The 24738-nt window shown below is 66.3% G+C and carries 18 protein-coding genes; 12 read left to right on the top strand and 6 right to left on the bottom strand.

Annotation, left to right across the window (positions count from 1 at the left end; genetic code table 11):
* Positions 1–82 precede the first annotated feature (82 nt).
* Positions 83–2311, top strand: a complete 2229-nt coding sequence (locus C469_RS10245) for a glycoside hydrolase family 3 N-terminal domain-containing protein (RefSeq protein ID WP_008006324.1) — start codon at positions 83–85, stop codon at positions 2309–2311.
* Here the strand turns inward: C469_RS10245 and C469_RS10240 are convergent.
* Positions 2308–3423, bottom strand: coding sequence for a TrmB family transcriptional regulator sugar-binding domain-containing protein (locus C469_RS10240; RefSeq protein ID WP_008006323.1), 1116 nt, complete (start codon positions 3421–3423; stop codon positions 2308–2310). The two genes, C469_RS10245 and C469_RS10240, sit on opposite strands and share 4 nt — an antisense overlap.
* 802 nt (positions 3424–4225) lie before the next feature.
* Here C469_RS10240 and C469_RS10235 point away from each other — a divergent pair.
* The 4 genes from C469_RS10235 (at position 4226) to C469_RS10220 (ending at position 8189) form a co-directional block, all read left to right on the top strand.
* Positions 4226–5527, top strand: coding sequence for a hypothetical protein (locus C469_RS10235; protein WP_008006320.1), 1302 nt, complete (start codon positions 4226–4228; stop codon positions 5525–5527).
* A gap of 338 nt (positions 5528–5865) precedes the next feature.
* On the top strand, positions 5866–6744 hold the full coding sequence (locus tag C469_RS10230) for a ParA family protein (RefSeq protein ID WP_008006318.1): 879 nt from the start codon (positions 5866–5868) through the stop codon (positions 6742–6744).
* The gene (locus C469_RS10225; protein WP_008006316.1) at positions 6744–7172 is read left to right on the top strand and encodes a hypothetical protein; all 429 of its coding nucleotides are present in this window, start codon (positions 6744–6746) and stop codon (positions 7170–7172) included. Before C469_RS10230 ends, C469_RS10225 begins: the two co-directional genes overlap by 1 nt.
* Positions 7173–7325: 153 nt before the next feature.
* Positions 7326–8189, top strand: a complete 864-nt coding sequence (locus C469_RS10220; protein ID WP_008006315.1) for an SMP-30/gluconolactonase/LRE family protein — start codon at positions 7326–7328, stop codon at positions 8187–8189.
* A 74-nt stretch (positions 8190–8263) separates the two neighbouring features.
* Here the strand turns inward: C469_RS10220 and C469_RS10215 are convergent, their stop codons facing one another.
* Complete coding sequence (locus tag C469_RS10215) at positions 8264–9880, bottom strand: glycosyl hydrolase family 28 protein (protein WP_008006313.1); 1617 nt, start codon at positions 9878–9880, stop codon at positions 8264–8266.
* A gap of 56 nt (positions 9881–9936) precedes the next feature.
* Here C469_RS10215 and C469_RS10210 point away from each other — a divergent pair, with 56 nt between their 5' ends.
* The 3 genes from C469_RS10210 (at position 9937) to C469_RS10200 (ending at position 13401) form a co-directional block, all read left to right on the top strand.
* On the top strand, positions 9937–11364 hold the full coding sequence (locus C469_RS10210) for a sulfatase family protein (protein ID WP_187127448.1): 1428 nt from the start codon (positions 9937–9939) through the stop codon (positions 11362–11364).
* A 162-nt stretch (positions 11365–11526) separates the two neighbouring features.
* Positions 11527–12657, top strand: coding sequence for an enolase C-terminal domain-like protein (locus C469_RS10205; protein ID WP_008006309.1), 1131 nt, complete (start codon positions 11527–11529; stop codon positions 12655–12657).
* A gap of 78 nt (positions 12658–12735) precedes the next feature.
* Complete coding sequence (locus C469_RS10200) at positions 12736–13401, top strand: ThuA domain-containing protein (protein WP_008006307.1); 666 nt, start codon at positions 12736–12738, stop codon at positions 13399–13401.
* A 145-nt stretch (positions 13402–13546) separates the two neighbouring features.
* Here C469_RS10200 and C469_RS10195 read toward each other — a convergent pair whose 3' ends face one another.
* Positions 13547–16396, bottom strand: coding sequence for a glycosyl hydrolase 115 family protein (locus tag C469_RS10195; RefSeq protein ID WP_008006305.1), 2850 nt, complete (start codon positions 16394–16396; stop codon positions 13547–13549).
* Positions 16397–16539: 143 nt separating this feature from the next.
* Between C469_RS10195 and C469_RS10190 the strand changes: the two genes are divergently transcribed.
* Together C469_RS10190 and C469_RS10185 are read left to right on the top strand one after the other, a co-directional pair.
* Positions 16540–17586, top strand: a complete 1047-nt coding sequence (locus C469_RS10190; RefSeq protein WP_008006303.1) for a mannonate dehydratase — start codon at positions 16540–16542, stop codon at positions 17584–17586.
* Between the two features lie 6 nt (positions 17587–17592).
* Entirely contained in the window at positions 17593–18816 is a 1224-nt protein-coding gene (locus tag C469_RS10185) for a mandelate racemase/muconate lactonizing enzyme family protein (protein ID WP_008006301.1), read from the top strand.
* A 313-nt stretch (positions 18817–19129) separates the two neighbouring features.
* On the opposite strand, the gene C469_RS10180 is transcribed toward C469_RS10185, so the two are convergent.
* Positions 19130–19546, bottom strand: coding sequence for a GlcG/HbpS family heme-binding protein (locus C469_RS10180; protein WP_008006299.1), 417 nt, complete (start codon positions 19544–19546; stop codon positions 19130–19132).
* A gap of 184 nt (positions 19547–19730) precedes the next feature.
* Between C469_RS10180 and C469_RS10175 the strand changes: the two genes are divergently transcribed.
* Complete coding sequence (locus tag C469_RS10175; protein WP_008006296.1) at positions 19731–20192, top strand: universal stress protein; 462 nt, start codon at positions 19731–19733, stop codon at positions 20190–20192.
* 118 nt (positions 20193–20310) lie between these two features.
* Here the strand turns inward: C469_RS10175 and C469_RS10170 are convergent, their stop codons facing one another.
* On the bottom strand, positions 20311–21963 hold the full coding sequence (locus tag C469_RS10170) for a right-handed parallel beta-helix repeat-containing protein (protein WP_008006293.1): 1653 nt from the start codon (positions 21961–21963) through the stop codon (positions 20311–20313).
* 129 nt (positions 21964–22092) lie between these two features.
* Entirely contained in the window at positions 22093–22932 is an 840-nt protein-coding gene (locus C469_RS10165; RefSeq protein ID WP_008006292.1) for an NAD-dependent epimerase/dehydratase family protein, read from the bottom strand.
* Positions 22933–23256: 324 nt separating this feature from the next.
* Here C469_RS10165 and C469_RS10160 point away from each other — a divergent pair, with 324 nt between their 5' ends.
* Entirely contained in the window at positions 23257–24195 is a 939-nt protein-coding gene (locus tag C469_RS10160) for a dihydrodipicolinate synthase family protein (RefSeq protein ID WP_082230131.1), read from the top strand.
* The last annotated feature ends 543 nt before the right edge of the window (positions 24196–24738 follow it).

Genomic DNA, 24738 nt, shown 5'->3' with positions numbered 1-24738 from the left:
GGAGCGGTGGGGTCCGTGCATCTCGGGGCGAGTTCATCGAGGCCACCGAAGATTTATATTGGGTTACAGAGACGGCTATTGCATGGCAGGCACAGCGGAGCCGTTAGCGTATCGCGACGAGTCCCTACCGATAACGCAGCGCGTCGAGGACCTCCTCGACCGGATGACGCTCGACGAGAAAGTCGGACAGCTCGTCGGTACCTGGGCCGGAGACCTCGACGAGACGAAGGACCTCGAGGACGTCGAAGCGGAGATCGTCGGCCACGGCGTCGGCGCCGTGGCGTCGTTCGGCTGGGCCGGCGCACACGACACGCGCCTCGACGACGTCGTTGAAACCGTAAACCGGCTCCAGGAAGTCGCTCGGTCGGAGACGCGCCTCGGTATCCCGCTTCTGTTCAACGTCGACGCGGTCCACGGGCACGCGTACGTGTCGGAGGGGACCGCGTTCCCGAACGGGCTCGGCATGGCCGCGACGCGGAACGAATCGCTCGCGGAGTCAACGGCGGCGATCACCGCCGACGAAGTCAGAGCCACCGGCGCACACCAGAACTACTCGCCGACCTGCGACGTCGCCCGCGATCCGAGGTGGGGCCGGACGTTCGAGACGTTCGGCGAGAGCCCGTCCCTCTGCGGGACCCTCGCCGCGGCGAAGGTCCGCGGGTACCAAGGCGACGACATCGACGACTCGTCGGTGATCGCCACCGCGAAGCACTTCCCCGCGTACGGCGAGCCCGTCCGCGGGGAGGACGCCTCGCCGGCCGAGGTGTCGGAGTACGCGCTCCGCAACGTGTTCGTTCCCCCGTTCGTGGAGGCGTTACGGGAAGGCGTCGAATCGGTGATGCCGGCGTACAACGCGACCAACGGCGAACCCGCCCACGGATCGAAGTCGCTCCTCACGGGGTATCTCCGCGACGAGTTGGGCTTCGACGGGACGGTCGTCTCCGACTGGAACGGCGTCCGAATGTTACACGACGACCATCGCGTGACGGCCGACCACCGCGGGTCGGTACGGCGGACGCGCGAGGCCGGGCTCGATCTCGCCTCCGTCGACGCCGTCGACCACGCCGAGCGGTATCGGTCGCTCGTCGAGGCCGGCGACCTGCCCGAGTCGCTCGTCGACGAGAGCGTTCGGCGCGTCCTGACCCAGAAGTTCAAGCTCGGCCTGTTCGAGGACCCGTTCGTCGATCCGGAGACCGCCGACGCGACGGTCGGCACGGACGAGCACAGACGCCGGTCGCTCGACGCGGCCCGTCAGTCGATGACGCTCCTCTCGAACGACGGCCGCCTCCCGCTCGACGCGGACGACGACGTGCTCGTGACGGGCCCGAACGCCGACGACCCGATCAGCCAACTGGGCGGCTGGAGCGTGCCCGACCCGGAGGGAACCGATATCGTCACGATTCGGGACGCCATCGAGTCGATGTCGACGGGAACGGTCACCTACGAGCGCGGGGCGAAGACCGCCCGCCCGGAGGACATCGACGCCGCGGCGGCCGCCGCGGAGGACGCCGACGTCGCCGTCGTCGCGCTCGGAGAGAACTGGTACCTCCACGAGTTCGGACCGAACGAGGTCAGCGGGACCGGTACCGACGAGTTCCCTAACCGGACGGAGCTCGAACTCCCCGAGGCTCAGCGCGACCTCGTCGAAGCCATCGCCGAGACCGGGACCCCCGTCGTGGGGGTGCTCGTCACGGGCCGCCCGCTCGCCGTCACCGGGCTGGCGGACCGCGCCGCGGGCCTTCTCATGGCGTACTACCCGGGAACGATGGGCGGACGGGCGGTCGCGGAGACGCTCTACGGCGAGAACGATCCGAGCGGCCGGCTTCCGATCTCGATGCCGCGGTCCGCCGGACACCTCCCGACCCGGTTCAATTACCACCCCCATCCGACGCCGATCGGTCCAGACGAACACCTCGATTCGTACGACCCGCTGTTCCCGTTCGGTCACGGGGAGAGCTACGCGACCTTCGAATACGGCGATATCGACCTGAGCGAGTCGACGATCGGGCCCGACGAGTCGACGACGGTGACGCTCCCGGTGACGAACACGAGCGACCGCGTCGGGACCGCAGTCGTGGACGTATACGTCCGGCCGAACGTGAGTTCGCGGGTACGGCCGGTTCGAGAGCTCCGCGGCTCCGACCGCGTGTCGCTCGCGGCCGGCGAGTCGGACACCGTCGAGATCACTCTCTCCGCGGCGTCGCTCGGCCTCGCGAACCGGGACGGTACCCGGAGCGTGGAGCCGGGCACCTACACCGTCGAGCTGGCCGATCGAGAGGCGGCGGTAACCGTCACGCGGGCCGACGACTAGGGCCGACCCGTCGCGTCGGTCTCGGTCGCGGCGGCGTCGAGCGGAAACTCGATGGATTTGATCTTGATGCGGTGGGCTTCGACGTCCTCGTAGACCGCGCCCCACGAGCCGACGGAGAGGGTCTCGTCGCCGGTGTCGAGATACACCGTAGCGTAACTCGAGAGGTCCTCCAGTGCCAGTTGGTTGCGACCGCCCCCGAACCTGGACGGGTAGAACGCGCCCGTGAGACGCCCGCTGACGACGCAGTCCTCCCGGCTCCGGATGTAGTTCCCGTGGATCTCGACTTCGATTTCCGCGCCGTCGTCGAACAGCGGGACGGTGTCCCGCATGAACTCCTCGAGCGAATCGTACTGGGTCCACGACGCATCGGCGTCGAACAGCGGCTCCCACATGTGCCACTGACAGCTGACGAAGTACCAGTGGGTGATAAAAGAGAGAATGTAGTCGTTGATGAGGACGCCGTAATCCTCGTCCGCCCGCGTGTTCGGCGTGAAGAACAGCCAGTGACGGTCGATGATCGAGAGAAACGGCCCCGGGATCGTTCCGACCCGAATATGGAGGTCGGTGTCTTCGAGTCCCACCGCGGCGGCCTTCTCACGGAGACCCGGTTCGGCGTAGAGGTGTATTCGGACGAAGACGCCGCGGTCTGCGGCGTCTTCGAGCTCCGGAAGCAGCAGCTCTAACTGGTCGAACGACATCGTGAACTCGGCCGTGAGATTGGCCTTGTTGAGCTGGTCACGGGTGTGTTCGTACACCGTCTCGGGACGTTTCACGACGCCGACCCGGTGTTCGTCGTACTCCGGTTCCTCCCATCGGTCCTCGAGCGCGTCTGCCGCGTTCGTCAGAAGCGATCCCCTCGATCGGAGCTCCTCCAGCATGGCGTCCGGATCCCTCGGCTTCGCGCGGAGCCGCTCCCCGTCTATCGTTTCGACGAGCCCGCGATCTTCCAGCGAACGGAGCGTATCGTACACCTGTGACGTCGGGATCTCCGACTTACTCGAAACGTCGACCGCGGCCAACTCACCGTGCTCGATCAGCGTCAGATACGCAGCCGCCTCGTACTTCTTGAGGTCCGTGTTCTCGAGAGCCCGACGGAGTGCATCTACGTCCATACACCACTGTGAGAGCCGCTGGAGAAAAATCTATGGGCATTATAATATTTTAAATAAGTCATATCTTTTATATTATGCTCGTACATACTTTCTCACAGTATCGTTTACAAGAGAGCGTTATGACTGTTCAGCACCGCTGCTTCCGATATTAGTTATGATAGAATATATACCACAATTACCTGTCTTTTTTTCTATTCGCCTGATCGGTGATCGTCCTATTTTACTGATAATTGTTTCCACGGACGCCATCGAGAGCGTGAGAATCGCGGCGTCACGAACTCGATCTCAGTCCGTCATCCCTGTCAGTCTATGCGGAAACTCCGGGCTCAGGTGTGGTGTCCGCCATTCCGTCCTGTTGTAATTACAAGCATACACGTGTAACGGCCCAGGAAGCCCTCCAGAACAGAAGGAAGACGGGTCCGTCTCCCGACTCTTTCGAATTGCACAAGCGGGACGCGACCCACCGTCTGCGTTGGATGTCTCATACATAGGTTCGTACAGCACGCGCCGGGCGCGATAGTTTCGTATATCGATATGAAGTTTATACATTGCCTATCCCGAGTAAACTCGCTCTTGCGGCCGAAATCAGGCAGTTAGCGCGTGGGATCGCGAACAGACGGGAATATGATTTACGTTGTCTTAGCTGAGTAAGACAGAGTAAGTTCTTAGTGACCCCCACCCGTGGCCCCAAACGAGACAGATTCAGAACTATGGCCGACGCTTCCACACACTGGCGCTCCCGCCGGATCGCCACTGCTGTCGCGGTATTGCGACGTCACGACCTCCCCGGTCCGGAGTGGCGATGACGGGTCGCCGCTCCGTCGAGACGCCGATCGGCGACACGTTCTCGAAATACTACGCCGACAAGGGGAAAGGCGACCTCGGCAGGCAGGGCGCATACCGCGTCGACGCCGAGCGCGAGCTCACCCGATTCAGGGAGTGGTGTCTCGGCGGGAAGAGCGATCCGGCGAACGCGTCGCCGCCGGAGTCGTGGGCGGGCGTCGTCGACGGCGACACGGTGCGGTTCGCAGACCTCGACACGACGGTCTTCTCGGACTACGCGCGGTATCTCTCGGCAGATGGACACGCCGCCGGGACGGTGCTCACCTACTACGCACACGTCGCGTCGTGGTGCGGGTGGGCCCACGCGCAGGGATACATCTCGCGGCACTACGCCCGCGAGTCGGACGCCGAAGATCCGCTGCCGGAGAACGACGGCCGCCGTCCAGGCGACCAGCAGGCGTGGGGGCCGATTCACCGCGACCTGATCACGCAGTTCGTCGATCGTCGCGTCTCCGAAGCGTTCGACGCGCTCGGCGCGATCGAGGTTCCGCACGCCGACCGGGGCGATCCGGAGAGCGAGCTGTGGCGGACCAAACAACAGGCGCGCTTCGAAGCGTACCAGCGGTGTCGCGAGCAGGCGCTCGTGTACGTCATCGCCTACACCGGACTACGCGGTTCGGAGTTCCTCTCGGCTCCGAAGGAGGACCGCGAGGGTCGAAACGGGATCCGCTGGCGGGACGTGTCCCTCGCGGACAGCAGCGTCACGGTGTTCCGGAAGAGTCGCGAGTGGAAGGAGGCCTCGCTCCCGGATCCCGTCAGTACGCCGTTGGAGCGCTACGCCGAGATACTGGACGTTCCGGAGTCGTGGCCGGTGTTCACGACGCTGCACCGGCCGTCGCTCGCGGCTCACGTTACCGATGGACTCGCCGACGCCGGGCTCGACGAGGACGCGATCGAGACCGTCCGCGACGGAGTCCCCGACTTGATCGTCGCCGCCGAGCACGACCTCGACGCCCCGAAGCCGCTCACCACTGGCGGCGCCCGGTCGATCATGAAACGCCTCTGGACGCACGACGCCCTCGCCGAGCGCCGTGACGAGCTGGACCTCTCGCTCGACGGCGACTACCTCGAACTGCACGGGGGTCGCCGAGGTGTCGGGGAGGTGCTCGTCCGCCAGTTCGGCTACGCCGCGGCCGCTCGGTACCTCGATAACAGCGAGGAACAGGTCCGAGCGGCGTACCAGCACATCGAGGCGGCCGAACGCGCGGACATGGCGACCGAAGCGTTCTCGAAGACGGATCGGCGGGTGAACGACAGATGACGGCCTCCGGTGCACTGGCCGGTCCCGGTCTCGGACGGAGAACTGCTGTTTGTGACTTCGATATCGTTCGTTTCCGCCGTATGTAGACGCCTAAGGAGGATATCTAAGGTGAGAATATAAGATAGAGAACTAAGATAGGAACATAAGATGAATACCTAATAAACATTTCCTAGATGTCTTAGAAAGACGGGGCAGACACGTGAGTTAGAGGCATGAATAAGATACCTAAGACAGTTATCTAAGATAGATGACTAAGACAGGTGCCTAAGATAGATATCCAGGTGACGCAGATGAGTGTCTGACATACATTCATTAGCCAAGAGCCTGATCATACTCCTATGCTTGCGTACACGGTATACAGTGAGGCGGGGGGCGTCGGGAAGACCTCGCTCGCAGCGAATGCGGCCGTCGCTCACCGGCGGGCCGGCCTCGACGTCCTCGTCGTCCCGCTCGATCCACAGGACGGCGACTTGAGCCGCCTCCTCGGCGTTGACACCGATCGCGCGGACGCCAACGCGGACAGCTTAGTCCGTCACATGGTCGGGAGTCCGCGCGGTCCGTTCGAGGACCTCATCGAGACGGCCGAGGGGATCGACATCATCCCGGAACACAACTCGCTGTCTGATCTCACCCAACACCTCGACAGAGAACAGCAGAAAGCCGAGGACTTCGGTGACGCGTACAACGTCCACGCGCAGTTGCGGCGGGTTCTCGGGGAAGCGGGCGTGCCCGACAAATACGACATCCTCATCTGCGATCCACCGGCGACCGAGGGTTCGCACCTCTACAACGCGATTTACGCCACCCGGAACCTGCTGCTCCCGATCGAACCGTCGGCGAAGGGACAGGCCGCCGTCGAGGGGCTCGAAGAGCTCGCGACGAACTTCGCGGACCAGCTCAACATCGACGTCGGCGTCCTGGGTGCAGTGCCGATCGGATTCAAAGGCACGCGCGACCAGGAAGAGACGCTCGAGACGATCCCGTACGAGGTCCCCGAGGTCATCGGGGACCGAACGTCGCTGATGGAGGGGTGTTGGCGTCAGCAGTGTTCCGCGTTCAAGTACGTCCAGACTCACCGCGATCGTCGCCGAGATTACGAGGTCGAGACGCTCGCCCAGTTTGACCGCATCGCCCGATTCATCGAAACGCAGGGCGGAATCGAGGCGCCGAACCCGCCTGAACCCGGGGCGCTCGAGGAAGAGGGGGTGACGGCGTGATGGGCGGCTTCAAGAGCGGCGCCGCCGACGACGACTGGGGGAGTACGACGGCGAACGAGGGGAGTGAGTCGACGGCAGAGACGGAGACCGAGGCCGACGCGGCCGACGACACGGCCGAACCGGCACCCGATGATACACCGGATACCGCGATACAATCTTCGACAGACGCCGCGGCCCGATCATCGCAGCGAGACCTCCCGTGGGTGCTCACGCGGAACAGCATCACTGACGGCCGCGAACAGACCGTACAGCTCCACCTCCAGCAGTCGACCGTCGACACACAGCGCGAGGCGACACGGACGCTCGAGTCGGAGCTCGGGGAACAGGTCAAGAAGGCCGACCTCCGTGAGGCCGCGCTCCTCGTCGGACTTCGACACACGGACGAGATCGCCGCGACGCTGCGGGAGTGGGGATACGACCTCGAGTGAGGAGCTCTTGAGGGCATTTCCGGTCGAGGTGCGTTCTGAACCGCCTACGGACGTTGGATTCCGTGGCGGCTATCGTCCGCTTCAGTCGCCGACTGTATTCGCCCCGCGGTCGGCGGACGATATTTAAGTTCTCTTGGGAAGAACGGCCACTCGATGGCATGGGAATTCGAGCGGGTCGCGGGACCGTTTCGGGCCACCGAAGGTCCGATTTGGGTCGACGACGCGGTTCGATTCACGGAGATAAAACAGCACCAGGTCCTCGAGTACGACCCGGAGACGGGGGAGACGAGCGTCCATCTCGACTCGACCGCCGGCGCGGTCGGGCTCCACGAGGGTCCGGACGGAGAACTGTACGCCTGCGAGGCCGAGGGACACCGAATCGCCGCGCTGGCACCCGATGAGCCCGCCTCGGTCGTCGTCGACGAGTTCGAAGGGACCCCGCTCAACGGGCCGAACGACCTCGAAATCGACCGCGACGGCGACATCTGGTTCACGGACCCCGACGACAAGGACCGGGGGCTGCTCGGTCACGACTCCGTTTACCGCATCGAGCGAGGAACCGTGGGAGACGACCCGCGTCTCGTCCGCCTCACCGACGAGATGGACCGCCCGAACGGGATCCTCCTCTCGCCGGACGAGAGGCGGCTCTACGTCGCCGAGTGCACCTACGGACCGGACCAAGAGACCGATCTGCGGGCCTACCCGATCCGCGACGACGGGTCGCTCGGATCCCGGGAGGTGCTCCACGACTTCGGCGACCACCGCGGCATCGACGGCATGACGCTCACGGAGTCGGGCGAGATCGTCGCCTGTGCCGGGTGGGAGAAGAGCGGCCCGGGGCCGTCGATATACGTGTTCGCCCCGTCGGGCGAGGTGCTCGACCGCCACCCGTTCCCCGAGAACCGCCCGACGAACTGCACGTTCGGGGGCCCGGACGGCTCGACGCTCTACGTCACGGACCTGACGGGCAGTCTCCACGCTGCGGAGACCGACCACTCCGGGTACGTCCGATACTGACCGGAACCTCGCCGGTTTAAATATCGGACCCTTGTCGACCTGAACGTCGAACGCTCGCCGGCCTGAACGTCGAGTTACTGCGGGAAAGCGTTCCCCGACCGCTCGAAGGGCTCCACGTCGCCGGCGTCGGCGCCGTCGACGAGGTCGTTGTTCGCGAACAGGCGCTCGCCGGTCGTGTCCGACAGCGAGAGGAACGTCCCCGTTCCCTCGGTCGCCCGCGAGTTCCGGATCGTGACGTCCGCGGTGTCGGCGAGCGAAACCGCCGCCGCGTCGTCGTCGCGGTGGGCCTGTCTGCCGACGAAGCCGTCGACGAGCAGGCCGTCCACGCCCTCGCAGGCCAGTCCGCTCCGGTAGTACCCGGGCAGGTCGTCGCTCTCGTCCCACTCGACGGTCACGTCCCGCATCGTTACCCCGCTTGCGTTCTCGACGTGGACGGCGGCGATGTCGTTGGCGAAGATGGGCGTCACGACAGAGGTCGGCTGGAGGTCGAAGTTGCCGCCCACCTCGTCTGCGTGTTCGCTCCCGGAGAGCTCGATGCGGACGTCGTCGAACTCGACGGTCTCGATGTCGGACTCCTCGGAGCCGTAGACGAGCGCGCCGTTCTCGCTGCGCGCGAGGATGTTCGAGAACCGGACGTTCCGGATCCCGCCGAGGTCGGTGTCGCCGTCCCGCGGGACCGACGTGACGTAGATGGGTTCGCCCTTCCCCCACCACGGGCCGGGCAGCAGGTTGGAGTCGACGACGATGTCGGTGAAGAGCACGTTCTCCACGACGCCCGAGTCGCGGTGCTGGATGCCGAGGCCGCGGTTGGACTCCTGGACGACGATGTTCTGGAACAGGCAGTCGCGGATCGCGTCGTCGGTGCCCGAGCCGAACTTGATGGCGCAGGCGCTCGACTGGAGCGTGCAGTTCGTCACGACGATGCCCTCACAGGTCGTCGGCTCGTCGCGGCGCGCGCCGAGAGTGATGCTGTCGTCGCACGAGCGAATGGTGCAGTCGGAGATGTGAACGTTCCGCGTGTCGCCGAGCGCGATACCGTCGCAGTTCGGGATGAGCAGGTGGTTGTAGATGTCGACGCCGCGGATGTCTACCTCCTCAGTCCCGTGGAACGACAGCGTCCACGCGGGCATGTCGCGGATGGTCACGTCCCGGACGCGGACGTTCGTGCAGTCGTTGAACTGGAACATCGGTCCGGGGCGGAAGTCGGGCTTCGCGACGGGCCAGCCGTCGGTCCCCTTCGTCCGCGAGAGGTAGGCGTGGCCCTGTCTCGCCTCGTGGGGGCCGTTCGAGATGAGCGGGTGCGACGCCGTCTCGTTGGAATGGCCCTGAATGGGCGTGTCCATTCGCATGAACTCGGTCCCGAGGCCGTCGAACTCGCCCTCGCCGGCGATGGTGACGTTCTCCGCGTCCTCGGCGAGGAAGAAGATCCGCTCGTTGTCGGGACCGATATACTCGTCCGTGTACTCGGACTCGTCTTTCGCGGGGGTGACGACGGCCCCGGCCTCCAGATAGAGTCTCACGTCACTTCGGAGGCGAACGGTGCCGACGGTGTACGTCCCGCTGGGGACGGTGACGGTTCCGCCGCCGGACTCCGAGCACTCGTCGATCGCCGTCTGGAACGCCTCGGTCTGGAGGTCGTCCGACGCGTCGACGTAGGCCGATACGTCGAAGGCACTCGCTGTAGGGGGCATATACGCGTACTCTCGCGGTGACGTATCTTTATACTACTGGTGGTCGGAAGTCGGTCGTGAGCGATACTCGCCCCAACGTCCTGTTCGTGGTGACCGATCAGCAGCGGGCGGACACGATCCACGCGCTCGGAAACAGCCGAATCCGCACCCCGAACGTCGACCGGCTCGTCGACCGCGGCGTCTCCTTCACCAACGCCTACTCGCCGGACCCCATCTGCATTCCGGCGCGACACACGATTCGAACCGGCTGTGAGGCCGTCTCGACGGGGTATCTCGGCAACGAGAAGCGCGACGCGAGTCACCTCGAAGAGCGGTTCGGTCCCTTCCTCGCCCGGAGCATGGGCGAGCGGGGCTACCGGACGTTCCTCGTCGGGAAGTACCACGCGCACCCCCGCGATATCGACCTCGGCTACGACCGGCGCCTGAGCTTCGAGGCGTTCCGCGACGACACGGGCCACGAGGTCAAGACGACCGCCCGGCAGGGCGCGATGGTGCACCTCCCGCAACAGAACCGGCTCCCGCCGGACGACAACTACGAGGCGTGGACGACCGACCGCGCGGTCGACCTCGTCGGCCGCGACACGGACGAGCCGTTCTTCGGCGTCGTCTCGTACGAACCGCCCCATCCGCCGTTCGCGCCGTCGCCGCCCTTCGACCGGATGTACGACCCCGACCGTCTCGGCAATCCGATCAAAGGGGACCTCGAGACCGACCACGCGGACGAGAAGATCCCGGCGCAGAACCACCACTTCTGGACGACTCGCGAGGGTGGCGTCGACGACACCACCGTCCGACTGATAAAGGCGCACTACTACGGGATGATCTCCGAGCTCGACCGGCGCATCGGTCGCCTGCTCGACGCGGTCGAGGCTCGAGACGACGCCGACGACACGCTCGTCTGCTTCTTCTCCGACCACGGCGAACTGCTCGGTGACCACCGGGGCTGGGAGAAGACGTCGTTCTTCGAGTCGTCCTGTCGCGTCCCGTTCCTCGTGAGCTGGCCCGCGGAGCTCCCGGCCGGCGTCCGCCGCGACGACCTCGTGGCGCTGACCGATCTGTTCGGCATCGCGACGACGGCCGCCGGCGACCAGGAACTCCGCGACGGCGTCGACGTGCTCGGGGCGATCCGGGGCGACGTGGAGCCGCGGGAGCGGCTGTTCGGCTACCACCGGACGCCGCGGCTCCCGCCGAATTTCACCGGGATGGTGCGCGAGGGGCGCTGGAAGTACGTGTTCATGCGCAACGGCGGCCGCGAACAGCTGTTCGACCTCGCCGCCGACCCGAACGAACTCGACGACTGCGCCGCCGACAACCCCGAGGTCGTCGCCGAACTCCGCGACGCGCTGGCTGCGAAACTGACCGAGGCGGGCGCGGACGAGTTCGTCGAGAACGGGACGCTCCGGCGCGCCCCGTACCAGGAGATCGACATGGGCCGGCTCGTCCGCGAACCCTACCCCGACGAGCCGGCCGACGTGCTGGACTGACGAGCCGGTCGACGTGCTGGACTGACGAGCCGGTCGACGTGCTGGACTGACGAGCCGGCGGCGACGCCGTCACCGCGAGCGCGATCGTTGCACCGTCGTCCGGTCCCGAAATCTCCGGTCCGTCGCGCTTTTATGGGGTATGCGCGTATCCGACACCCAAGCATGGAGATCACCGACATCCGGACGATCCGGTTCCGCTGTGCGTCCCACGTCGACCCCGACGAGAAGGGCCACGGCCACCCCGGCGAGCCGAGGGAGTCGACACGGACCGTCACTCGCGTCGTCGTCGACGGCGGCCCCGACGGCTACTGCCGCGGCGGCCACGAGGCGGCCAACGAGTTCGCCAAGAAGCACCTCGTCGGCGAGAACCCGCTGTACCGCGAGAAGCTCTGGCAACTGCTCTGCCGGGCCGAGCGGCTGAACAAGGGCACGCTCACCGACAAGCGCGTCGCGGCCATCGACTGCGCGCTCTGGGACGCCGCCGGCAAGCAGGCCGGGCTCCCGGTCTACCAACTCGTCGGCGCGGCGCGCGACTCGGTCCCGGCCTACGGGAGCACGATGGTCGGCGACGACGACCCCGACGGACTCGGCTCGCCCGAGGCGTACGCCGATTTCGCCGCGGAGCTCGTCGACGAGGGGTACGAGGCCGTCAAGCTCCACACGTGGATGCCGCCGTTCGGCGACGACCCGGAGCGGGACATCGCCGCCTGTCGGGCGGTCCGCGAGCGCGTCGGCGACGACGTCGACCTCATGCTCGACGCCCACCACTTCTACAGCCGAAGCGAGGCGAAGACGATCGGGAGGGCGCTCGAGGACCTCGACTTCCGTTGGATCGAGGAGCCGATGGACGAACACTCGATGTCCTCCTACGAGTGGCTCTCGAACGAGCTCGACATCGCCGTCGTCGGCCCAGAGACCGCCGAGGGCCGGATGCACACCCGCGCCGAGTGGATAAAGCGGGACATCGCCGACATCATCCGCGTCGGCGTCTACGACGTTGGCGGTATCACGCCGGCACTGAAGGCGGTCGGCCTCTGCGAGTCGTTCAACATCGAGTGCGAGATCCACGGCCGCGGCGCCCCGAACCTCCACCTGCTCGGGACGATGGCGTCCCCCGGTCGGTACTACGAGCGCGGTCTCCTCCACCCGAAACACGACTACGAGACGTACTTCCCCGGCCTCGAACATCCGCCTGACGAGATCGACGAGAACGGCGCGGTGGCGCTGTCCCAGACGCCCGGGCTCGGCTACGCGTTCGACTGGGACTACATCGACGCCAACCGCGTCGAGTGACCGCTCCGGGGCGCGGAGCCGACTCGATCGAGCGCGGACACCCGAGCTTTCTTAGCGGTTCTGATTAGTCGTAGTGGTATGGCACTACGATCGGTACTCGCGATCGGCGGCAACCGCTTCCCGTTCCATCGCTTCGAGGCGCGCGGCCCGGAGATCGCCGCCGCGTTCGGCGATCGGACCGACGTGACGCTCACGACCGACAAGGACGACCTGGCCGACCTGTCGGGGTACGACGCCGTCGTCGATTACCTCACGGACAGCTCGCTGACCGACGGGCAGCTCCGGGGGCTCCTCTCGTTCGTCGAGGACGGAGGGGGATACGCGGGCGTTCACTGCGCCTCCGATCTCACCAGCACGGAGCCCGACGACCCGGACGACGTCATCGACTCCCGTGACGACCCCTTCCCGGAACTGCGGGAGCTCATCGGCGGCCACTTCCTCACGCACCCGGAACGAGCCGCCCTTGACGTCAATATCGTCGACCACCACCACCCCGTCACCGCCTCGATGGGCCCGCTCACGGTGTGGGACGAGCCGTACGTCGTCGACGTGGACGACTCCGTGCGGGTCCTGGCGCGGATGGACCATCCCGAACACGCAGATACGCCCGTGGTGTGGACCAAGTCCCACGGCGACGGCCGGGTGTTCTACAGCTCGCTGGGCCACGGCACGCCGTCGCTGACCCACGACGGCGTGCGACGGCTCATCAGGGACGGCACCCGATGGGCCGCCGGCGACGACTGAGCGGCGAGCGGCCCCTTGCCCAGACGATTTTTAGGTTAACCGGAGTACCACAGTACGAAACGCCCGAGCGCTCCGGTCGACTTCGACGCCGCCGCCCCCTATCGTCTCCCGGCCGCCGACCGCGTCAATCGCCGACGGGAACGTCTCAATCGCCGACGGCCGTCTCGCGGGGTCCGAGATACGTCGACCGCTCGCCGTCCGCGACGAGGACGATCCGGTCGACGACCAGACCGGGATCGAGGCCCCAGAGCCGGAGCGTCTGCCTCCCGGTCCGTTCGATCCGGTGCGTCGTCGTCCCGATAGCCGCCCCGCGGAGGACGTTCCGTTGCCACTCGGGGTCGTGTTCCCCGCCGTCCGGATCGATCGAAACGATCGCGGGACCGGCGTCGCCGACGCCGACCGCGTACCGTAGGTCCCGCCCCTCGTTGAGCGCCTGTGTCGGGACGCAGTGAACCTCGACCGCGACCGTCCTGGTCGAGGGAACGTCGACCTCGTAGTCGAGCCGCGGCGCGTCCGCGACCGAACGGTCGGTCGGAGCGTCCGGCGGGAGGTCGACGGCCATGGTCGCCCCCGAGACGCGCCCCGGAACGTCGCTCTCCGCCCAGCCGTCGCCGTCCGCGCCGGGGGCCGCCCGGCTGAAATGCTCGGCCTCGACGGCCGCCGCGCCGTCGACAACGGCGAAGTCCGCGCCGGGATCGACCGCGGGCGCAACGCCCTCGACGCGGACCGGTTTGCGGGCGCCCTCGGCCGCGATCGTCACCGTCCCGGTCACGCGACCGGCCGGTGCGACCGCCCAGTCGACGCCGATCCAGACCCGCCGTTCGTCGCCGACCGTTCCGCCGGACTCGCTGACGGTGATCCAGTCGTCGCTGGTCTCCGCCGTCCATTCGACGGGATCGGTGCCGCGGGAGAAGAGGTCGATAAAGCGGTCGCGGTCCACGCGCTCGTGGACGGTCGGGAGCGTCGGCGGGACACTCTCGTCGCCGCGGACCGGTCGCTCGTGGCCCTCCGGGACGACTCCGAGCGCGGACCCGTCGTAGGGCGTGACGCTCGCGGTGCTCGGAGAGGCGAACACCGGCAGCTCTCGCGGGTTCCGCGAGGCCATCCCGTCCCACTTCCCGTCGCGTAGGTCCTCGTTGTAGTACCGGGCCTCGGCCGCGATGCGTTCGTGGGCCGCGACGGCGCGGTCAGCGTACCGGTTCGCGGAGACGCGGCCCTGTCCCGCGTATCGGCGGCTCCGAGCCGCGTGGAGGTGTTTCTCGCTCATCGCCGCGGCGCAGCGGACCGGATAGAGGACCAGTTCGTAGAAGCTCGGCCAGTGATTCGGATCGAGGTCGTCGGCGACGGCCTCCGCTCGCTCGACGAGTCGGTCGAACGACTCGACTCGGCGCCGGGCCTCGTCGCCGTCGTCGACGACGCTGTACGCCGGCTCGTCGGGCGGCGTGTCCGGGTACACCGTCGACCAGCCCATGTGCTCTGGCTTGCGCGACCGGGCGAGCCGATAGTACTCTCGGAGGATGGCGGCGATCTCGCTCGCGTGGCCCCCGTCGAACTCGCGGTCGGCCCAGGCCGTCAGCCACGAGTCGGTCGAGGTGTCACGGACGCGCTCGACGTCCCACGCCAGATCGAGGAAGTACTCCATCTCCTTTTCGGTGGGCTTGATGTCGCCGACGTTGACGACCCAACACTCCCGAGCGCCGGCGTCGTACGCCCTCGTCATCTCGTGTTTCACGAGCGCCGGCGGGACGCTCGACAGCCAGAGGTAGTCGTGGGGGCGCCCCCAGTACGAGAGGTGGTAGTAGACGCCCGATCCGCCCGGTCGTTCCCGTTCGGCCTCCGTCGGTAGCTCTCGAACGTAGCCGTGGCTGTCGTCGGGCCACATGAGACAGACGTCGTCGGGCACGTCCACCCCCTCGCGATAGCGGTCGAGGACCTCCTTGTACGGGCAGAACACCTGTGGAACGTCGTCGACGGGGACGTCGTGTGCCTCGCCCAAGAGCCGCCGCTGGTCGTCGATCGCCCGCTGTAGCAGGTCGATCGTCTCCCCGCGCGTCTCTCCACCGGGCATCCCGGAGTCGTGGATCCCGCGCATTCCCACGGTGAAGACGTTCTCGTAATCGGCGACCGACTCGACGCGAGAGCGCCAGTACTCGACGATTCGTTCCCGGTTCGTCTCGTAGTTCCACGCCTCGGCGGGAGCGTCCCACTCGTCGACGTTGTTCCGGTGCATCGGCTCGCAGTGGGAGGTCCCGACGACGACGGCGTACCTGTCGGCCAGCTCCGCGTGGTCGGCGTAGCGGTAGAACGCCTTCGTCCCCGGGTGCATCGCCGGCCAGATCGTGTTGGCCTTCAGCCGAAGCAGTAGCTCGAAGACGCGTTCGTACGTCTTCGGTCCGATGCCGGGACGGTCCTCGGCGTCCTCGGGCGCGAACGTCTCGCTCGCCCACGGCCGGAGCCCCCAGTCCTCGTCGTTGAGGAAGATCCCTCGATAGGTCACCGACGGCGGTCCGTCGGCGTAAGATCCCGCCTCGACGGCGACCGTCTCGCGCTCAGTCGGTGCGACATCGGCCCACCAGTACCACGGCGAGACCCCGACGCGTTTCGAGAGCTCGTACGCGCCGTACGCAGTCCCGCGGCGATCGCTCCCGGTAACGAGCACGCACCGGTCGAGCTCCGGCGTCGGGTCCCGAAGCGTCTCGATGCGGTAGCTCTCGCGCTGGCCTCTGAGCCGGTCGGCCGCGGAGTCACCGGCCGCGGCACAGGCGTCGACGCCCGCCGAGCGGCCGACCGTCCCGACGACGACGGCGGTGTCAGAGCAGTCCTCCAGTGAGTGCCTGAGAGCCGGTCGTTCGCCCGTGACGCGCTCGATGTCGTCCCTGAGGTCGGACGCCGCGACACCGGCGACGGCCGCGTCGGCCTCGTCGACGTAGACGTCTGCGACGGTCCTGCCTTGGACGAGCGGAACGTCCGCCGCTCGCGGTGACTCCGTTATCATTCGATTTGGTTCGGCGTGCGACGGACGTACACATAGGTGTTCCGCTCGTACGGTAGCGGTCCGGGCTCAGAGACCGCTCGAAATGTCTGTTCGAATATAACTATACCACTACGCTTTATAAATCCAGATTCTAACCGTGTCGCATGGGTGAAAATGCGAACGAGGCGGATATCCGCGTCGGAGTGAGAACGCGCTCGCTGTCGGACGACCGGCTCCGGTACGTCCGCCAGATCGGGGCGACAGACCTCTTCATCGACCACGCCGACACCGAGGAGGAGCCGGACGAGTTCAACGACCGAGACGGGAGCGACACGATCGCGGTCGGCCCGGACTCGATCCCGTCCGTCTCCGAGCTCGAATCCGCGCGGGAACGCGTCGAGGCCGCCGGGCTGTCGTTGACCGGTATCCAGTCGCTCCCGTACTCACTCTACGGGGACATCATGTTCGACCGAGGCGGCGCGGACGAGGCGCTCGACCAGATCACCACGCTCATTCGGAACCTCGGGGAGGCCGACATCCCCGTCATGGGCTACCAGTGGAACCCCCGCAGCGTCGTTCCGATGCGGACGACGCCGACCGAGACCCGCGGCGGGGCGACGGCGACCGCGTTCGACCTCGAGGAGCTCGACGACCCCCACGAGCTCGCGCCCGGGCTGGACCGAGCGTACACGGAAGCGGAGTTCTGGGAGAACTACCGGTACTTCTTGGAGACCGTGCTCCCGGTCGCGGAGGAGGCCGGCGTCAAACTCGCGTTACACCCGGTCGACCCGCCCGTCCTCGAGTCGCTGGGGGGGATCCCGCGCCTGTTCCGGAGCGTCGAGAACTTCGAGAAGGGGATGGAGCTCGTTCCGAGCGACAACCACGGGCTGAAGCTGTGTCTCGGTTGTTTCTCGCAGATGGGCGAAGACGTCGTCGACGTCATCGAGCGCTTCGGAGAACGCGATCAGATCGTGTTCATTCACTTCCGCGACGTCGTCGGAACGGTGCCGAGCTTCCACGAGACGTTCGTCGACGACGGGAACTTCGACACCGTCGAGGCGGTTCGAACGCTGCGGGACGTCGGCTACGAGGGCGCCGTGATCCCGGACCACGTTCCGGAGATGGTCGGCGACGACGACTGGCGACACCGCAGCCGCGGGTTTACCGTCGGCTACCTGCGCGGCGTCATCGACGCGGTTCGATCCGAGTGAAAACAGATGAGAGACCACACGAACCACGCCGCGGACCGACCCGAGGGGCACGAAGTCGAGATCACCGAGGTGGAGTCGGCGGTGGTCGACGGGAACTTCGAGTGGAACCTCGTGAAGGTCCACACGGACGCCGGCGTCACCGGCGTCGGCGAGGCGTACCGCGGCGGCGGCGTCCCGGAACTCGTCGAGTACACCAACCGGTTTCTCGTCGGGGAGAACCCCCTGGACGTCGAGCGGCTCTTCCGGTACATCGTCCAGGAGATGTCCGGCCACGGCGGGACGACCGGGAAGGTCGTCACCGCCGCGTCCGGCATCGAGATCGCGCTGTGGGACGCCGCCGGAAAGATCCTCGATCTCCCCGTCTACCAGCTGCTCGGCTCGAAGTACCGGGACCGCATGCGGATCTACTGCGACTGTCACGCGGGCGAGGCGTACGCCGTCGACGAGGGGGGGTTCACCGAGTACGCCGACGCCGACGCCTACACGCCCGAGGCGTACGCCGCCGAGGCCGAACGCGTCGTCGACATGGGGTTCGACGCGATCAAGTTCGACCTCGACATGGAGACCGACAACGATCCCGACCCGCACAACGGCCGGCTGTCGAACGCGGCTATCCGTCGCAAGGTCGCCGTCGTCGAGGCGGTGCGCGACGCGATCGGCGACGACGTCGACCTCGCGTTCGACTGCCACTGGGATTACACGGTCGAGAGCGCCAAGCGCCTCGCCAGGAAGCTCGAGCCGTACGACTTGATGTGGCTCGAGGACCCCGTCCCGCCGGAGGAGACGGAGGCGCAGAAGCACGTGGCTCGGGCGACGGCGACGCCGCTGGCGACCGGCGAGAACCGGTTCCGAGTGCACGAGCTCACGGAGCTGCTCGACGAGTACGCGGTCGACATCGCGACGCCGGACCCGACGACGCTCGGCGGGCTCGCGGAGTCGAAGCGCGTCGCCCAGCGCGCAGAGGAACGGTACATCCCGTTCTCCCCGCACAACGTCTGTAGCCCGGTCGGGACGATGGCGTGCGTGCACCTCTGTGCGGCGATCCCGAACGCGGACGTGCTCGAGTACCACGCGCTCGAGGTCGACTGGTGGGGAGACCTGCTGTCGCGGGAGGAGCCGATCATCGAGGACGGCTACATCGACGTGCCGACCGGTCCCGGGCTCGGTATCGAACTCGACGACGACGCCGTGGCGGAACACCTCCTCGAGGGAACCGCTGGATTCGACTGAGCGGGCGCCGTCGGGCCCCGCCTCGCCGGCTATTCATTCGTTCGAAACGGCCGAACGACGACCGGTGCTCTTGATCGGTAGCGAGTGGGCGTATCGGGTTGGTCGAGTGGGTAGTTATAAGCGGGATTCCGGTGTTTCCGTCGGCGGCTTATACGTGTGTGCCGGTGGTACGGTGAGCCGCACCGCTGCCGACGAACTGCGACACCCACCTCCCGCGAGCGGTCGCCGCTATATCTTCCCGTTTAAAAAGGGTGAAGACGGAGGCACCGGGGGGGATTCGCCGAATGAACTCATCGATTCCGACGCGAGCCTCTCAGCGGAGCGATTCGAACGCTTCGAGCCCCGCCTGCGACGCTTCCATGTCCTCGGAGACGTCACCGCCGCTCGCGCCGACCGCACCGACGACGACGCCGTCGTGTTCGACCGGGAACCCGCCTCCGAAGACGACGACGCGTCCCTCGTCGGTCGTGTGGAGGCCGTACACGTCGCCGCCGGGCTCGGCGCCCTCCTTCAGCTCGTGGGTCGGCTTCTTCACCGCGGCCGCCGTGTAGGCCTTGTTCCGTGCGATGTTGCTCGCGACGAGCTTCGCGCCGTCCATCCGGCGGAAGCCGAGGAGGTTCCCCTCGCTGTTCGTCACCGCGAGATTCAGCGGGACGCCGAGTTCCTCGGCTTTCTCTTCCGCCGCGTCGAGAACTGTCTTCGATTCCGCGAGCGTCAACTCTTGGACCATAAAAGAAGAAAGTCGAGAGCACGGTGAAAAAACTACCGTTCGCGAGGGGCCGTGCGGTTCGCCGAGGGGTCCCGTCTGACGGAGCTCGAACGGGGTGACTCCGCGCTCGGCCGGGCGAGTCGAGCGAGTTCGACGCCGTCGGCCGCTGCGACAGACTTAGATAACGTGAGATAAATGCAGTAGCATGGACAGAGGATTAGTACTCATCGAGAACTCCGAGTCCCACGCGGAACTCCTACGAGAAGCGAAAGAACACGCGCTCGGCGCCGGCGCCGATCTCGTCCTCCTCGTCACGCTCACCGAAGACGAGTTCGAGGAGACGCAGGAGGTCCTGGACACGATCGGAAACATCGAACAGACGTCGTACACGGATCAGGACGCCTACCAGGCGGCGATGAACGACGCCGAGGAGGTCTCGCGAGCGGTGTTCGACGACGATGACGAGGTGACATACGAGATCGTTCCGCGTATCTCTTCCGAGAAAGAACGCGGAGAGACCGTCATCGAAGTCGCGGAAGAGATGGACGCGGACCACGTGTTCACTCTCGGTCAGAAGCGGTCCCCGACCGGAAAGGCGCTCTTCGGCGACCTCGCGCAGTACGTGGTTCTCAACTTCGACGGCTACGTGACGCTTCAGACCGAGTGAGCGTCGCCGCGGCGGTCTGACACCCTCGTTTTTCGAACTCGTCGTCCCGGCGGTCGGCGGTCGTCGCTCTCGGCCGTCGGTTCGTACCGACAGCGTTCAGCGCGTCTTGTCGACTCGTTCAGCGCGTCTTGTCCACGACGTAGTCGAGCGCCACGTCGACTCCGGGGTCGGTGCGCCACTCGAAGACGAGGTCCCAACTGCCGGCGGAGCCGTCGTACTCCACGTATCTCTCCCACGCGTACGTCTCCGAAGACCCCGTCGTCGCGGGCTTCGCGCGGACCTCGAGCGCCGACGCCTCGAAGTCCTCCGGCTCGTCGACGCTCCCCGGGATGGTCACCTCGGGGAACTCGCTGACTCCCTCGACGCGGGCCGCGGGCGACTCGCCGGCCGAGAGCGTCACCTCGCCGTCGGCGAAGCCGCCGCCGACGTTGTCCCGCACGACCGTCGTGTTCGAGAAGATCCCGATGTTACGGGTCGTCCCGCCGTCCCGCACGTCGTTGTTGACGAAGCGGTTGTGGTTACACGCCGGGCCGGTCTCGAGGATGCCCCACGTCTGTTTCGGCTCGTCGCGGTCGTCGTAGATACGGAGGTTGCTGATCGAAACGCCCTCCGCCGGGATCTGCTGGCCGTCGTTCCGCGAGTCGACGCGGACGCCGTCGCCGTTCGTGTTCTTGACGACGCCGCCCTGCACCGTGAAGTCCTGGCAGTTCTGTACGAGGATGCCCTGGTCCTCCGCGCCCTCGATGTTGACGTGGCCGATAGTGACGTCGTAGCACTCGGAAACGCCGAAGACCCCGCGCGCGCCGCCGCGGCTGACGACCTCGCCGACCGTCACGTCGTGCGCGCCGTTGGCGACGCGGAACGTCGCGTAGCCCGCCGGGTCGCCCGGCTCGAGGCCGACGACGCTGTTCACCGTCGCGTCAACGGTGTCGTTGAGGAGGACGACACAGCTCGCGGGGTCGTTCCCGACGACCTGCTCGATCTGGATGCGGTCGACGCCGTAGGTCTCGACGGCGTGATGGTCGTTCCCCTCGACGTACACCTGACCCATCTGGATGTCGGTCGACCGGGGCGCGTCGCCCCGGCCGTCGATACGGATGCCGTCGCTCGTGACGCCCGCGACGCGGATATCGCCGAGGCGGACGTTCGAACAGCTCGTGAGCCGGACGCCCATCGCAGCCGGCCCCTCGACGACGAGCGACTCCACCTCGACGTGCTCCGCGTCGACCGCCCTGACGACCGGCGGAACCGACTCCCCGTCGGGGATCGAGAGCGTCACCGGCGCGTCGAGGGTCGTGTGACTCGGGAGTTCGAGGTCACCGTCCCCCTCGGTGATCTCGCCGGGCGAGGCGATGAGCACCTTCTCGTTCCACGTCCGGTCCTCGGTGAGGCTGTCGACGGCCGCCTGCGCGACCGGGAGGACGCTGTCGCCGGACGCGACTTCGCCGTCCGCGCCGTCCGCGTGGAACGTGTCGTCGCCGTCCTTCCAGACGACGACGTCGGCGTCGCGCGCCGAGGTATAGACGTGGTCCACGTCGAGCGACGCGAGGTTATACAGGTCGTTCCCGTTCGCGTCGACGTCTCGGTTCCACGGCTTCCCGTCCGTTCCGCGGCCGTTCCCCGGGTCGTCGTCACCGCCGTCCTCGTCGTCGGATTGGGCGGCCGCGGTGCCGGAGAGCGCCGCGACGCCGGCGCCGCCGAGCAACGCGAGCGCGGTCCGTCGGGCGAGCGGGGCTCGATTCGAGTCGCTGGCTGTGGGTGTGTTTTTCATACCCACGGCCATATCCTTAATGAATGTATATAAAAGTAATTGTTAGATCAAATTTGTTTATATCAAAGATTATCAGTAGTCGGAGAAAGCGAAAGGGGACAGACGGGGGACGCCGCTCGGACGCTCCGACTACTCCGGCGGGCTATCCCACTCCTCGCCGTCGTCCTGCGGGTGGTAGCCGATCTGTGAGCGGGCGTGTTCGAGCTCGTACCACCGACGCTGGTTGTTGCTCACGCCGCTGAAGATGCCGAACTCGACGCCGTCGTCCTGGAGACAGCAGTCGATCTCGTGTGCGAAGTCGCGGCGCGACTGCCACATCGCCTTCATGCGGCCGACCGTCTCCTCGTACTCGGCGCTCCCGCGCTCGATCTCGCCGTCGTCGACGGCCTTCTCGGCGTCGCCGTAGGGGTGGTCGTACTCGGGCATCCGGACGCTGCACACCCGGATCGCGTAGAACTGCTTGGGGTACTCGTAGTTCTCGACGTAGTACCGACCCATGTCCTCGCCGTAGGCCTTCGACGCGCCGTAGAACGAGTCCGGTCGAACGGGGTCCTCGTGGCCGATGACGAGGCCGTGGCCCGGCTCGTAGATCTCGGGGGCGAACTCGTCCTCGTAGCCGCCCATGACGTGGTTCGTCGAGAGGAAGACCATCGACTCGATCTCGTTCTCGCGGGCGACTTCGAGCGCGTTGTACATTCCGATGATGTTCGGCTCGAAGATGTCCTCCCAGGTCCCGTCGGTGTACGGGTACGCCGCCATGTGGACCATGGCGTCCTGTCCCTCGGCCGCGGCGTCGAGCGCGTCGTAGTCGGCCACGTCGCCGACGACGGTGTCATAGCCGCCGTACTCGTGGTCGTCCGGCCTGTCTGAGCGGTTGAAGTACGTGAAGTCGTACGCTTCGTCATCGTGTAAGTGATCGATGACGGCGGTGCCACACCGACCGTAGACGCCGGTCATTAACACGTCCATACGGCAACGATCCGTACTGATCGTAATAAATGAATGGGTGATAGGAAGCGGACCGACGGGACGATTCGGGCGACGGGACGATTCGAGCGACGAGACGATTCGGACCGACGAGACGATTCGGACCGACGATGGCAGCCGCCGAATCGATCGCTTCCCCCACAGTAAGTGGGGGTGTCTGTTGAAAATTCTGTAGTTCAAATTAATAGTTTAATTGGCATAAATTCCGAATTGATAAGCGATACGCGACGCAGATCGGCTTTTCGAGGACACTCGAGGTCAAGGATGACGATGGATTTATATTGGTTGACTCGGTCCGTTTGTATTATGCCATTAGCAGACGATCGGGTACGTAGTCGTCTCCGTGGCGTCGCCGTCGGCTTGCTCACGCCGTTCGACGACAGCCTGGAGATCCAACACGACAAGCTCGAAGCGAACGCCGCGTCGCTCTCCGACGCCGGGATCTCCTCGTTCCTCGCGGCCGCGAACATCAGCGAGTACCACTCGCTCACGCACCAGGAACGCGTCGAGATCGCTCAGACGAGCGTGGAAGCGCTCCCAGACGACGCGTGCGTCCTGGCCGGCGTCGGCGGGGCGACGAAGGCCGCGACGCAGCTCATCGAGGGCTACGACCGCGTCGGCGTCGACGCCATGATGGTCATGCCGCCGGACCACACCTACGTCCACGAACGCGGCCTGCTGCGCTATTACGAGAAACTCGCCGACGCGACTGACACCCCGCTCGTCCCGTACATCCGCGGCTTCGACCCCTCCGTCGGTTTCCTTCGGGACCTCTCGCGGATCGACCGCGTCGTCGGCGTCAAATACGCGATCGAAGACCCGGTCAAACTCGGCGCGGCGGTCTCCGCCGCGGACGACGACGTGGTCTGGGTCGACGGCCTCGCCGAACCCCACGCCGTCTCGCTCTGGAACGAGGGCGTCGAAGGCTTCTCCGCCGGAGTCAGCAATTTCCGACCGGAGATCGGCCTCGAGCTCTTCGACGCGCTCACCGAGGAGGACTGGGAGCGCGCCCGGCGGGTCCGAAACCTCACCCTCCCCTACCAGAACTTCCGCGGCGAGACCGGCGAACGCAACGACCTCCCCGGCGCGGTGAGCGTCCCCGCGGTAAAGAAGGGCCTCGAACTCGCGGGCCTCCACGGCGGAGCGGTCCGCGAGCCGATTCGGCCGCTCTCGACCGCCGACGAGCGACATGCCGAGGAACTGTACGAGGAACTGACCGACGGCGTCGCCCGCGTTATCGGGTGACGCGTGTGACGCGTCGGCGTCGACGCGGAACCGGTACGACCGAAACCGACCTCCCCCGTCTCTTCGAAGCTCTTCGCGCCCAGTTTTCAGAGTGGCCCACTGAAAAACGCGCTCCGGTGTCGCCGATTCCCGTCCCACCGCTACCCCGGTATTCGTTCCCCGGATGGGAACAGATATCCGACGAATGAGACTCACTCACCGACACCGATCGGATTCGTACGCCGCCTGTGCACATCGAATTCGGGACCGACTGACGGTAGTATACGCCATCTCGGCGGCACCAACCGCCGATCTGACTCTCCGAGCCACCGCTGAATCCGTCCCTCCGTCCGTCCCTCCACAGAGCCCATTACACTAGTATGAGCGTAACGTTCCCCAGTCAGGAACCCACACCGCGATTCCCTTCGGTCGTCGATGAACACGGTCGATCGGGGCACCGGAGAGAATTTGACGACTCCCGTCGACCGCACCGCTCTCTTCTCGCACGTGCGTGAATAACGAGCCGGACTGCGAGAAGGCGATCGTCGCAGAGGTGACCGTCTC

Source organism: Halorubrum lipolyticum DSM 21995 (assembly GCF_000337375.1).
Classification (GTDB): Archaea; Halobacteriota; Halobacteria; order Halobacteriales; family Haloferacaceae; genus Halorubrum; species Halorubrum lipolyticum.
The sequence above is the reverse complement of the archived record's forward strand: the minus strand, read 5'-3'. Positions and strand labels throughout refer to the sequence as shown.

What these genes read in the sequence shown, in the direction of transcription:
- C469_RS10245 (WP_008006324.1), top strand. Translation starts at nt 83, where the DNA reads ATGGCAGGCACAGCGGAGCCGTTAGCGTATCGCGACGAGTCCCTACCG.
- C469_RS10240 (WP_008006323.1), bottom strand. Translation starts at nt 3,423, where the DNA reads ATGGACGTAGATGCACTCCGTCGGGCTCTCGAGAACACGGACCTCAAG.
- C469_RS10235 (WP_008006320.1), top strand. Translation starts at nt 4,226, where the DNA reads ATGACGGGTCGCCGCTCCGTCGAGACGCCGATCGGCGACACGTTCTCG.
- C469_RS10230 (WP_008006318.1), top strand. Translation starts at nt 5,866, where the DNA reads ATGCTTGCGTACACGGTATACAGTGAGGCGGGGGGCGTCGGGAAGACC.
- C469_RS10225 (WP_008006316.1), top strand. Translation starts at nt 6,744, where the DNA reads ATGGGCGGCTTCAAGAGCGGCGCCGCCGACGACGACTGGGGGAGTACG.
- C469_RS10220 (WP_008006315.1), top strand. Translation starts at nt 7,326, where the DNA reads ATGGCATGGGAATTCGAGCGGGTCGCGGGACCGTTTCGGGCCACCGAA.
- C469_RS10215 (WP_008006313.1), bottom strand. Translation starts at nt 9,880, where the DNA reads ATGCCCCCTACAGCGAGTGCCTTCGACGTATCGGCCTACGTCGACGCG.
- C469_RS10205 (WP_008006309.1), top strand. Translation starts at nt 11,527, where the DNA reads ATGGAGATCACCGACATCCGGACGATCCGGTTCCGCTGTGCGTCCCAC.
- C469_RS10200 (WP_008006307.1), top strand. Translation starts at nt 12,736, where the DNA reads ATGGCACTACGATCGGTACTCGCGATCGGCGGCAACCGCTTCCCGTTC.
- C469_RS10195 (WP_008006305.1), bottom strand. Translation starts at nt 16,396, where the DNA reads ATGATAACGGAGTCACCGCGAGCGGCGGACGTTCCGCTCGTCCAAGGC.
- C469_RS10190 (WP_008006303.1), top strand. Translation starts at nt 16,540, where the DNA reads ATGGGTGAAAATGCGAACGAGGCGGATATCCGCGTCGGAGTGAGAACG.
- C469_RS10185 (WP_008006301.1), top strand. Translation starts at nt 17,593, where the DNA reads ATGAGAGACCACACGAACCACGCCGCGGACCGACCCGAGGGGCACGAA.
- C469_RS10180 (WP_008006299.1), bottom strand. Translation starts at nt 19,546, where the DNA reads ATGGTCCAAGAGTTGACGCTCGCGGAATCGAAGACAGTTCTCGACGCG.
- C469_RS10175 (WP_008006296.1), top strand. Translation starts at nt 19,731, where the DNA reads ATGGACAGAGGATTAGTACTCATCGAGAACTCCGAGTCCCACGCGGAA.
- C469_RS10170 (WP_008006293.1), bottom strand. Translation starts at nt 21,963, where the DNA reads ATGAAAAACACACCCACAGCCAGCGACTCGAATCGAGCCCCGCTCGCC.
- C469_RS10165 (WP_008006292.1), bottom strand. Translation starts at nt 22,932, where the DNA reads ATGGACGTGTTAATGACCGGCGTCTACGGTCGGTGTGGCACCGCCGTC.
- C469_RS10160 (WP_082230131.1), top strand. Translation starts at nt 23,257, where the DNA reads ATGCCATTAGCAGACGATCGGGTACGTAGTCGTCTCCGTGGCGTCGCC.